The sequence below is a fragment of the Paenibacillus sp. FSL H3-0457 genome (genome assembly GCF_037981725.1).
In the GTDB taxonomy this organism is placed as follows: Bacteria; Bacillota; Bacilli; order Paenibacillales; family Paenibacillaceae; genus Paenibacillus; species Paenibacillus amylolyticus.
Window position 1 is genome coordinate 5,745,098 of record NZ_CP150283.1, and the last position, 11,869, is coordinate 5,756,966.

Here is an 11,869-nt window from a genome sequence, read left to right on the forward strand (position 1 = left end):
CTCCTTTTGATCATCTATTCGTATTTAATTACATTAATAATATTTAACTTAGATGATTTAATCATTGGGCTAATGGAAGCCACGATGGCGATGCAAGCGGATGCTAGGAAATATAGCCACACTTGGCTAAACGGATAGAAAATATATACTGGTGGAATGTATAGCGCTTTATAAATATACGGAAGCAGCCAAATAAGTAAATACCCACCCAAACATCCAAACACACCACCAATTAAGCCAAGCGTTAATGATTCAATAAATATCATTTTAGCGGTCTGAGCCTTGCTCATTCCGATGGAACGAAGCATCGCTAGACTTCGTCTTCTCTGGATAAGATTGATAACCAGATTATTAAATACACCAACAATGCCAATCAGCATAGAGAGAAATGCAAAACCTTTTAATATACTAAATATCTGCTCGTTGCTCTTGACGTTTTCCTGTTGCCAATCTTTCACTGTTATAATCTGAGGCCTATCAGAGAAAAATTGCCGTTCCATTTTTTTAGCAACCGTACTCGGATTTTGATTTGTTTTAATATACATATTAGAATACATGGTCGTGCCTAAATCCTCTTTCATATACTTCTCAGAAATTAACGCATAGTTGCCTGTATACATCAGAGTGTTAAAGTTACCTTGAACTTTATATTCTTTATCCCCCTTAGGAAATGCCAGCGTAATTGTATCCCCGTCTTTAACACCAAGTCTTTCTTTTACCTGAACGGCAAGCAGAATATTACGCTCGTTATCTAAGCTTTTCAGTTGCTCCTTGGCATCACCAACCACATCTACTTTCCAAAAATCAAGATGCCTATTCGAATCCACACTGTCTATAGCAAGAATATCTCCGTTTTTATCAATTACTTTTACATTTTTAGCTTCATAGTTCGCATATACGTCCTTTACACCGTCGACTTTCTGAATATTATTCACAAGCTGTTGATCGGCTCCCGCAGCGGTCATCTTAATATCAAAGGTGGAACTTTCTGAATACAAATTCGTAGTTGCTGTCAATACACTGTTACTCGCCGTATTGACAAACATAATCGAAGTGATACCAATCGCGATTAACGATATAGTATTCATCATATTGCTGTTTCCTCGAATGTTTCTCAACGCAAGCGATCCTATATTACCGAAGATGAGAGCATATGGTTTCTCAAGAATCACCGCAGCAAGTTCAGTCAAGAAAGGAATCACCAGCGTTAATGCCACGCCTGCTAAAATAACGCTCACACCTATAACTACTACGGATAATTGGCCAGTAACCATTGGCGCGAATATCACAATTAATGCGATAAAGACAAGACCTATAATAAATTTCTTTCTTTTTCCCAAATCCTTTAATTCTGTAAGGTTTAATATCACTTCTTTAAGTGGAGCTTTTGATGTTTTAAGAATAGGCATGAGCGAGCTTCCCAAGCACAATAGAATGGCAAATAGGGAAGATGCAACTATATGTACAGGCGAGAACTGAGACATTATTGGGGACTGCTCAATATAACCCGGAGTCGTCATGGAAGTGATATAGTTAAGAATGACAACACCTAGAGCGCTACCCAATACCGCACCAATCACACCATAAAATAAACTTTCCGCAATAAGTAATAAATGAATGACTTTCTTTGTAGCTCCTATACTTCTAAAAGTTCCTACCATTGGAAGCCGCTCAATCGTCAGAACTTTAAAGCATGTGTATATGATGAATATGCTCATAAAAGTGACTACAACAACCATAACCATAAGTGCGGTACTTAGAACGCTAGTTTGACTTTTAATATCCTCTGGAGACACTGGATCTTTCACCATTTGGTCTTTATACATAGCTGACAGCTCCGTAATGGCTGCTGGCTTATCAGTGACGTCCGCGAGTTTGATATTCACATAATTAACCAAACCGTTTGTCTGGTATATTTGACTGAGCAATCCTTTGGGCACGATTGCAGAATAGAACTGAGACTCATCCATAAAATAACCCATTGGATTTGAGATTCCATATATATTGAAGGATTGCTTCTTACCGTTAACCTCCAAAACAATAGCATCACCTATGCTAAGCTTGAATTTATCAGCTACTCCCTGACTGACAATGATCTTATTTCCTTCGAAGAGCTGGTTATTTTGTTTGTCTACGAACGTAATTGGATTCAGTTTTTCAAGTTCGCCCTCCTCTAACCCATGCAAGTTAAACCAATTTATGTTATTACTCTCAGTTATATATATAGCAGGACTCTGTATTTCCCCGATATTATAGGACGTGCTTTTACTCAAATTCTCAGCCTTATTTGCCGAGAAAAACGGGTCAGTATTATCCACGCTTTTAATTATAATATCTGCATTCCCCTGTGCATTTTCCAGCTTCTGTGTATACACATGGGTTAATGAATTCGAAATTGTAATGGAAGAAAAAAAGAGCGCAGTAGCAATCAAAATCGAAAATATAATTAGACAGGTTCGAAATTTTCTTTCAGCAATGCTTTTGATAATACTTCTAGCAATAATATTCATAATTCACTCTCCAAGGCCAGTTTACTTTCGGAAAATTCATAATTATATTTCCTTTTTTGAGATGAAACACCACCCGATTGCAAAAAAGAAGACTGCCACAACTAAAGTTAGCATTGTTCCCACAATGATGTTCGGATTCATAATGACATCGATAAGTCTTTCTACAAAAACGGTTCTCAGTGCTTTTATGGATAAAATAGAAGATATCCCCCCTGCTATAATTAAGCTGAGAATAATTCCAAGCCTGCTTTTAAGAGAAGTTACAATAAAGTTGAACAATGAAATAGCGAGTAAGTAAGCCCCAAACTGGTATATGAACATCCCCAAAATCCCATGTTGATCCCAGTTGAGAATCTCAATAATATTGAAGTAGTTTTTGTATTTAACAAATACATTAATCTCAAGTAAATACCACAATATATTGAATATGGAGAAGACCACTGTGAATAGAAGATATGTAGCTATACTACCAATATAATACTCACCTCGAGATGCTCCCAAATTCAAAATTCGTTTGAATAAGAAAATGGGCAATATGATAGCCATCACGATGAGAAAGGACGTCACAATATTACCTGCCGACACTTCAGGATTCTGATTCAGGCCACTGATACCTAAAATAGAGTTGATCAGAAAGTGTAGTCCCTCCAACACAATAATGATAAATAAGTACAGCTTCAAAAGAGAGTATGCACCAACGATAACGCCTCTTATTCTAGTCATTGTTTCTCACACTCCCTACCAAATCAGTAAACAGCCTTTGAAGTGGCATTCCTGTAATGGAGATGTCTAGCTTCTGGGAATCTCTCTTCTCCATATCACTTATGTCATCAAATACAGTGGCAACTTCCATGTTTCCGTAATCCTCTACTTTCAAAATGTTCTTATTACTTAAGAATTCTTTAAGAGCATCAGGCCTTCCTGATACAATATAGGCTTTACTCCTGATATCTTCCATAGATTTATTCAGCAATATGCTCCCTTTATTAAGAATATAAATTTCTTCAACAATTTTAGATATTTCATCCAATAAATGGGTGGATAATATTATTGTCCGCGGATGATTCGCATAATCCGTTAACAACACATTATAAAACTTTTCCCTCATTATGACATCCAAACCGAGTACCGGCTCATCAAACAGGGTTATCGGAGCCCTGCTCGCAAGTCCTATTATATTTCCAACTAGCGACTGCGCGCCTCTCGACAACTGGCTTACTTTTTTATTCGTATTCACATCGAACAGTTGCAGCAGTTCTTTGGTGAACTCCCAATCCCAGTTCTCATAAAAGGAAGCTGCTACCCTCAACACTTCGGAAACTTTTAAACGCGTGAAATGAATATTTTTCTCTCTTACATAACACATTCCTTTAGGGGTGACCCCCTTTTTCAAAATCTCATCTTGAACCTTAATCGTACCGTCACTCGGAAACAGTCCGCCGCTAAGCATATCCATCAGTGTAGTTTTACCTGCTCCATTTGGCCCAAGCAAACCATAGATTGTATTGTCTTTGAACAATAAATCAACATTTCGGATAGCGTCTAGATTCCCATAAGTTTTAACCAGCTTCTTGGATTCCAATACTATAGCCATTGAAGTTACTCCTTTAGCCCATTATTAATCATGTCAATAATATCTTCAGTTTCCAGACAAATTTTATCAGCCTCTATTAAGAGCTTCATAACATAATCATGATAAAACGTTTTTCTTCTCTGGCTTAAAATTTTTGCCTGGGCACCCCGTGTAACAAAAATACCCAACCCTCTTTTTTTGTAGAGAATCTCATTATCAACAAGCAAGTTTATTCCTTTAACAGCAGTCGCCGGATTTATATGATACATATTGGAAAACTGAGTTGTTGACATGATCTGACCATCCTCTGTATATGTTCCGTTAAGAATTCCATCCTCAATCATTTCAGCAATCTGCTGAAAAATCGGCTGCCCTTCATCAAAGCTAGCCTTCAATTAGATCACCCTTCACTTATCTGGTTAGTTACTCATGTAGTTAACTATATAACACAATCAGTTTCTTGTCAATTTTTCTCAGATATTTAAAAAAATAAAAAAACACCAGATCCAACAAGTAGCCCTGAGCCTAAAACACAGAGCAGCTACTCTCTAGTAACGAAAGAATCGCTGCTCTGTTGTTTTTAAACTCAATGCTGCACTTTCTCATCGTTAGAGATCCGCATAAAGGTAGTCCCCATACTCTTTACTGGAGCTAGACTGAAATGAAATAACCAGGCCTCTCCTCATTTGTTTTGAAAGAAGTTTCTTAACGGCTTGTTTTGATGTGCTAACAACGCAACAATGAATAGTAGTACTCCCGAAATACTGACCACAACCGTCCAGTTCACTTTTTCCAAGGCAAGCCCATACCCCCAAATACCTATAGGTACAGCGATCTGTATAGCCGTGTTTACGACGCCAAATACACTTGCCCGTAGCTTATCAGGAATGTGGAGTTGCAGATACGTTAACATTGGAATATTAGTCATCGCATTAAAAAATCCGCCAATCGCTAAAATAATACAGTATATAGCGACAATTAATGAATGATTATTGGCATCAATATTTGATAACTTAGGGAAAGCCCACATGACAATTATGATGGATTGTAACTGTACCAAAATAAACAGTTTATTAATCACTTTCTTGCCCACTGCCTGAATAGATACAACGACGGCTCCCCCAATAAAACCAACCGACCACATCGCCTGAACCCATGATAGATGCGTTGCCGTCAGCTCGATTCCTTTGTAAATGATGAATGGAAGTACGACGGACATTAACGGAACAAGCATGAAATTGATAATGACTACGATGGATAGCAAATAAATAATAGTCTCCTGAGACTTTAGATACCTCCATACATCCTTAAAGCCCTCCATATAACTTTTATGTGCCTGCTGTTCATCATCAACTCTGAAAATAAGGAACATTTCAACAATACCCGCGAGTATAAAACAAATGCCTTCAATCAATAAAATATCACTAAAGCCAAATTTCCTGTATAACAATGCCCCTAGAATAGGACCTATAATATTGATGATTGAACCTAACCCTTGATAGATAGAATTTAGTTTGGTTACGTGCTCTTTTGCTGCCAGGTTAGGAATTGAAGCATTGAGCGCCAGAGCAAAGAAAGCATTAATAATACTTAATACGACAGAAAAGCAAGTAAAGAGAATCAGGCTAGTAGAATAATTCTGGAACAGAAAAAAAAGTGAAAATAAGACGATTGCGCTGATTAGTTCACTCCAGACGATAATCTTCTTTTTATTACTTTTATCTACCAATACTCCACCAAAAATATTCACAAATACGCCTGGAAATATAGAAAGTGCTAAAATCATCGAAAAAGCTGCTGCTGACCCTGTTATGTCAAGAATATATAAACTTAAGGCAAACTTAAAAATGGAAGACCCCAGTTCAGATATCAGACGGGCTAACGTAAAGATATAAAAGTTCCTCTGTGAACCTCTCATAGACTTCGTTAAAATTAGGTTTTTTTGAGTTTCCATGCTCCACTTCTCCATTATTCCATTAGTTATTTTAAATGCGACCTATAGGATTATATAATTTAGCTTCTACACACTCTTTGAATAATGCCTCATCCAACCGATAAGGGAAAATTGCCTTGAACACCGTAGTATGCTCTTGACGAATAGCCTCGAACAAAATGCGATTATGCGGCGCAAACTCCAAATTTTGTTCAATCATCTGTTCTACATGATGATATGGTTCACTCGTATAACCAATGAAATTAAATATAATTTGGAGATTATCTGGTATGTCCTGTAACAACTGACCTGCATCCGGAAACTTTTGTTTCAAATTTTCATTAAATATTAGTCCAGCAAAATTGATATTTTTCTGTTGTGCAATTTGTAGCCTTTCCTTGATATCAGTTGTGACTTTGTCTGGATTATCATTACTATCAAGAACAAATGGAATAGTATCAATAAATTCACCGATTGTATCATAATATGTCGTTCCCATATACGATCTTCCATAGTTCACAACATAGACTGGAATTCTCTCCAATCCGGATAAACGACTCATAACCACGCCAGTTAAAGAGAGCAGAAAACCTGTTATATCTTCAAGCAAGGCTGTGCTAGAATGATCAATTTCATACTCCACTTTTGTTATTCGATCAAAATCCTGTATTTTTCCATACTCCGCCACTTTTTCAGCTTGTTCCTTGAAAATACTTAGATGGTATAGATCCACTATCTGAGAATCCGTTATTTCATAAGGCCCATCCAAGATTTGATCGACATAATCCCAATAGCTCTTTCTCTGCACAGGTAATACTTCTTTATTTGCATCATTAGCATTGATAAATGTTGTTAAATCTTTTTTTATAATTTCACTACTCATAAAATCGAATTTGGCATGTGCAAAAGGCAGCAACAGGGAATATTCCTTCATGTTCTCCTTAATGAGAAGCACGCGGTATTGGAATGAATTAAATAGGCTATAAGGTTTAAAATAAAACTCCTTGATAAACGTATCCATGCATTTTTTCTTAGAAGTCTCGGTATATAACGACAGATCCAAATAAGGCAATGTTATGCTGTCCGGCATTGCGTGCATGTTCCATTTTCCTTCATGCACTTCTTCACTCAAGGTACATCTTAAAATATCATGCTTTTTTAACAGTTCATAAAAAGCTTTATTTATGGTTTCTATGGAAATCATGCCGCTAATTTTGAGAAAGGTTCCTGAGAAATCCATTGTTGACAGATGGTATTGCTGTATTGGCGCTACGTTTTGCTGACTCACCACCGTATTGTGCATAAGCTGTGTTTCGAACAATTCATGTGCCTTCCACATATTGCTTATCGTATCGTTGATTTCTGATTCATCTAGGCTACTTAGATTCAATGCTTGACCGAATGCGTCCTCAGTTTTATATTCAGCTACACATTCAGTATCCATCGCGCAAATATAGTGAGGATAAATCGTCGGAGCCATATTTTGCTTGATCATTTCTTTAAGCCTGTCTACTGATGTAGGATCCGTGTACTCTGAATGAACACAATAGTATGTCTTGCCGCCTACATTAGACCTCGTATACTTCACTTTAAAGCCTAGGGCGTTCTCCAACATAAGCTCTGCCGCCTGTTCATTTTCAACTTGAACTTGATTAGTTACCTCTGTTTTTTCAAACTGGGTAGCAATGTTTTTAATGGTCTGAAGCTCAAATAAACTATTAATTCGCAGTGTAATGTCCAAGCCTTTTAATTTTGATACAATCTGTATGGCATTTAAAGAATGTCCTCCGATGTCTGAAAAAGCCTCATTCACACCAACGCTCTCTCTATTGAGCACTTCTTTCCAAACGCCGCATAGGATCTCTTCCGTTTCATTTCGAGGCTGATCGTCTTCGTCATTGAAGTTGACACGCTCACTAAATTTCTGGAGCGCCGCACGATCAACTTTCCCGTTCCTAGTGAGCGGCATGGTTGTCACCTGTACGAAATGTGATGGAATCATATAATCTGGCAAAGAGTTTGACAGGTGCTCTTTTAATACAGTGGGTATGCAATCCCCATTCGTTACAAGAAAGGCGTATAGCTGATTATCCTCATTGCTTACAATATCGATAATCTCCACTTCTTTTACCATTTCATGTTTCAATAAATGATGCTTAATCTCGTCTATCTCAATTCTAAAACCTCTTATTTTCACTTGATGGTCAATTCTCCCTAAAAACTCAATCTCTCCATCCAGCATCCAGCGCCCCATATCTCCTGTCCGATAAAGTTTCTCACCCGCAATAAATGGATTATCAATGAATCGTTGCTCTGTTAATTCAGGCCGCTTTAAATAACCCTGGGCGAGCCCAATCCCGCCAATACAGATCTCCCCGGCCATCCCTACAGGGAGCAGATTTAAATTTTTGTCTATTATGTATACTTGTATATTAGACATCGGCTTCCCAATTGTAATTCGGCTCCCTTGGTCAATACTGTCTGAAATAGTCGCACAAACCGTTGATTCTGTCGGCCCATAGGCATTAATAAAATTCCTCCCCTTTGACCATTTTGTCAATAAGTCCTTACTGTAGCTTTCACCAGCAGAAATAATACTTGTCAAGTCAGGCAGATTTTCACTAGATATTATCTTCAGTACGGAAGGAGGAAGAGTCACTACGTTAATTTTTTTGTCCCTTAGTATCGTATTTAAGTTATAGACAAACGCCTTATCTCTTTTCGGGAGATATAAGGTTGCCCCACTAGTTAATGCCGTGAAAATTTCAGAAACAGAAGCATCAAAGCTGAAAGAAGCAAATTGCAACACTCTGCTGCTACTGGTGATACCAAATGATTTATTTTGAGATACAGTCAGATTAACTACACCTTTATGTTTGAGCATGACCCCTTTAGGAACACCTGTTGTACCGGATGTATAAATCACATAAGCTATGTCCTCCGGACTGTTAATATCAACCGGGTTCTCTTCCAGGAAGACAAGAGCTTCCGTAGCAACCTCTTTAAACAATTGCACCTGACTACCCATTGATTCAACGTTATAAATAAACTTTTTGGAGAGGTTATTCGCAATAATGGATTCATCTGTTAACAGTAGCTTTATAGTACTATCTTCAATAATGTTCATGATTCTTTCTTCGGGATAGTACGAAGCATCAATGGGAAGGTAAGCTCCACCTGCTTTTAGCACGGCAAGTATTGAAACAATCATTTCTTGGGGCCGCTCCATTAATAGCCCTACAAGATCTCCGGGTTTAATTCCCTGTTGTCTTAACAAGTGGGCAATCTGATTCGATTTTCTATTCAATTCGGAATAGGTTATGCTATTCAAAGCCTTAGGCTGTTTGCACATTTCAATTTTATGTTCATTGCGGAATACTTTCTGATATAACGGTGTGTTTCTGAATTGTTTACCGAACTGTAAAATATCATAATTAAAAGGAACACATTCCCCACTCGTTTTTTCAAGATAGCCTGTTAAATTAAAGTCAGGATTCAATCCATTCTCACACAACGTGCGAGTGCACGTTGCAATAATACGATCCCCTTTAGACACATGAACACCAGGGTAAAAGACGGGAACAAATACCGGTAGCCAGCAATATTCGTGGTCAAGGATATCAATAACCTCATCCTCTGAAACATATAAATTCAGCCATACAAGAAATCCTTGAATCTTCGTATCTTTACTAATCAATAGCTCGATCTGATCCGAGGTTTCCAAATCTACCTTGCCGGAATGATCTAAATCCTCAAAGATACTCGAATTTGAAATCAGATGCTGTCTGTCGAAGTTTTTGATGCAGACACGCAAGTCGAATTCTCTTCCCACATGTTCAAATACTTTGTTTGTATACTCGGCAGCCAGGTGTGAAAAACCTATATTTTCAATGAACTCATCCGGTAGACTAATGGCTGCGATCATTGTTTTACTTCTAAGCGGAATCATTATGCCGTCTTCCTTGAGTAGTCTCCATGCGCTATTAATGATGACTGCTGAACCTTCCGCACCACCAATTGCTCCCACAATTTCCGAAACGCAGACATCCGCTTTCTCTGGTAATTCGATTTTTGTAGCATCGCCATGAATGAGCGTTATTTTATCCTGCAAATGGAGTCTTTCAATGACTGCCTTCGCCTTTAAATAACTGCTTTCCAATATTTCGATGGCATACACCCGCTTAGCCCCTGCTTCAACACTAAATCTGGATAGAATTGCATCACCTCCAGTGCCTATATCCACAACGATCTTATCCTTTACATACTTGTTAATAACAGTTTTATAGCTTGCATTTCGATGCTCATCAAACGTCATTGCACTGTACAGTAAGTCATCATAAATAAAATATTCTGCTACGGATGGCCAAAGTTCCATTTGCTTCTCAGATTCAAATTCCAGCGCGATAGCATCAGGCGTGAGTTCCGCCTGATGCTCAAACAATTGTTGAATGGATCGCCGATCATACTCTTGTACCGGATTATTGAATTTTGAGACAATCATTGCTTTTTCTTCTGCTGTAACCAGTTCGATCTGTTCAACTGCTATTGTGTCGTTCGTAATCACAGTTTGAATGAGCTGCGTTATATACCGTTCTATTCGTTTGACCATCCCAGGCTCATACAAGGATGTATTAAATCCCATTCTAAAGATGTAATCCTTCCCGGGTATAATCATCACGCTGAAATCATAATTCGTGCGTTCATAAACTTGCAAATCGCTGAATTGAAAACCAAATAACTGGTTATTTTCTTCGGCTTGCTCGATATCTTGCTCAATTGGCTGATTTTCAAACACAAAGACGTGGTTAATCAGCCCCTGCTTTAACTCTGTGTTTGCTTGAATTTCTGACAGACTCATATAGCCGTATTTTTCAGCCCATAACGCATCCTTTTGCACAACTTGCAATAAATCTGCGAAGCTTGCATTACTTCTGATCCGAACAGGAACTGTATTGATGAATAAACCAACTATGTTTTCTATTCCAATAATTTCTGGGGGCCGCCCTGAAATAACTGTGCCGAATACGATATCATTGCAATTGTTGCTTTTTTGCAAAAATACTCCCCATATCGTTTGAAACACTGTATTCATAGTGACTTGATGCCTTTTAGCTAACTTAGATAATGCCTCGATTGTTTCTTGTTGAATTCTAAAACGATGCTCCTGGTATTCATATGATTTGTTGGAAGGTTGCATGAATGGCACAAATGACGGCTGCATAAAATCAATCAGATACTCATTCCAATATTGTCGGGCTTCAACTCGATCCTGCCTCTCCAACCATTTAATATAGTTCACGTAAGGTTGAACAGCTCCTACATTGGGAGTTTGCCGCGTTATCAACCCATTGTATATTTCAAATAACTCCTTAGTTACGATCCCCATGCACCATCCATCCATAACGATATGATGAAAACTCCAGATGATGAGATGGGCATGCTCGCTTTTTTTAATAATACTCATTCGAATAAGGATGTCCCTTGACAGTTTAAACCCTCTCTGAATATCCTCCTCTTTAAAGAGTTTCACGAATTCATCCTGTTTATCGCTTGTCAAATTGCTAATGTCCTCCACTTTGACTTTGGCTGGACGCTTTTTAAGAACAACCTGCTGGGGAGTACTGGTCTTCTCATGTATGAATAAAGTCCTAAATACATCATGCCTTTGTATAATAGTATTAAAGCTCTCTTCAAATAAGGGAATATTGAGCGAGCCGCCCAATTCGAACGAATTTTGTTCAAAATACGCATTTGAAGCATCTTCCATGAGGGAATGAAATAGCATGCCTTCCTGCATGGGGGATAGTGCATAGATTTTTTCAACTTCCAGCTTAGTGTTCATACCGTTCTCCT

The 11,869-nt window shown here is 38.0% G+C and carries 6 protein-coding genes; all 6 read right to left on the reverse strand.

Going from position 1 to position 11,869, the window contains the following annotated elements; translation table 11 throughout:
- Window positions 1-14: 14 nt before the first annotated feature.
- The 6 genes from MHH25_RS25530 to MHH25_RS25555 all read right to left on the reverse strand — a co-directional run bounded on the left by MHH25_RS25530 (window position 15) and on the right by MHH25_RS25555 (window position 11,858).
- On the reverse strand, window positions 15-2,510 hold the full coding sequence (locus MHH25_RS25530) for an FtsX-like permease family protein (RefSeq protein WP_340018493.1): 2,496 nt from the start codon (window positions 2,508-2,510) through the stop codon (window positions 15-17).
- Window positions 2,511-2,552: 42 nt separating this feature from the next.
- Entirely contained in the window at window positions 2,553-3,233 is a 681-nt protein-coding gene (locus MHH25_RS25535) for a hypothetical protein (RefSeq protein ID WP_340018494.1), read from the reverse strand.
- On the reverse strand, window positions 3,226-4,104 hold the full coding sequence (locus MHH25_RS25540; protein ID WP_340018495.1) for an ABC transporter ATP-binding protein: 879 nt from the start codon (window positions 4,102-4,104) through the stop codon (window positions 3,226-3,228). Before MHH25_RS25540 ends, MHH25_RS25535 begins: the two co-directional genes overlap by 8 nt.
- 5 nt (window positions 4,105-4,109) lie before the next feature.
- A complete protein-coding gene (locus MHH25_RS25545; protein WP_340018496.1) occupies window positions 4,110-4,478 on the reverse strand; it encodes a GntR family transcriptional regulator in 369 nt (122 codons plus the stop codon).
- Window positions 4,479-4,765: 287 nt separating this feature from the next.
- Window positions 4,766-6,037: an MFS transporter gene (locus MHH25_RS25550; RefSeq protein ID WP_340018497.1), complete on the reverse strand. Its 1,272-nt coding sequence runs from the start codon at window positions 6,035-6,037 to the stop codon at window positions 4,766-4,768.
- Between the two features lie 31 nt (window positions 6,038-6,068).
- Entirely contained in the window at window positions 6,069-11,858 is a 5,790-nt protein-coding gene (locus tag MHH25_RS25555; RefSeq protein ID WP_340018498.1) for an amino acid adenylation domain-containing protein, read from the reverse strand.
- Window positions 11,859-11,869 lie beyond the last annotated feature (11 nt).

Excerpts from the sequence above, each read along its gene's own strand:
- MHH25_RS25535 (WP_340018494.1), bottom strand. The coding sequence starts at position 3,233 with ATGACTAGAATAAGAGGCGTTATCGTTGGTGCATACTCTCTTTTGAAG.
- MHH25_RS25555 (WP_340018498.1), bottom strand. The coding sequence starts at position 11,858 with ATGAACACTAAGCTGGAAGTTGAAAAAATCTATGCACTATCCCCCATG.
- MHH25_RS25550 (WP_340018497.1), bottom strand. The coding sequence starts at position 6,037 with ATGGAAACTCAAAAAAACCTAATTTTAACGAAGTCTATGAGAGGTTCA.
- MHH25_RS25540 (WP_340018495.1), bottom strand. The coding sequence starts at position 4,104 with ATGGCTATAGTATTGGAATCCAAGAAGCTGGTTAAAACTTATGGGAAT.
- MHH25_RS25530 (WP_340018493.1), bottom strand. The coding sequence starts at position 2,510 with ATGAATATTATTGCTAGAAGTATTATCAAAAGCATTGCTGAAAGAAAA.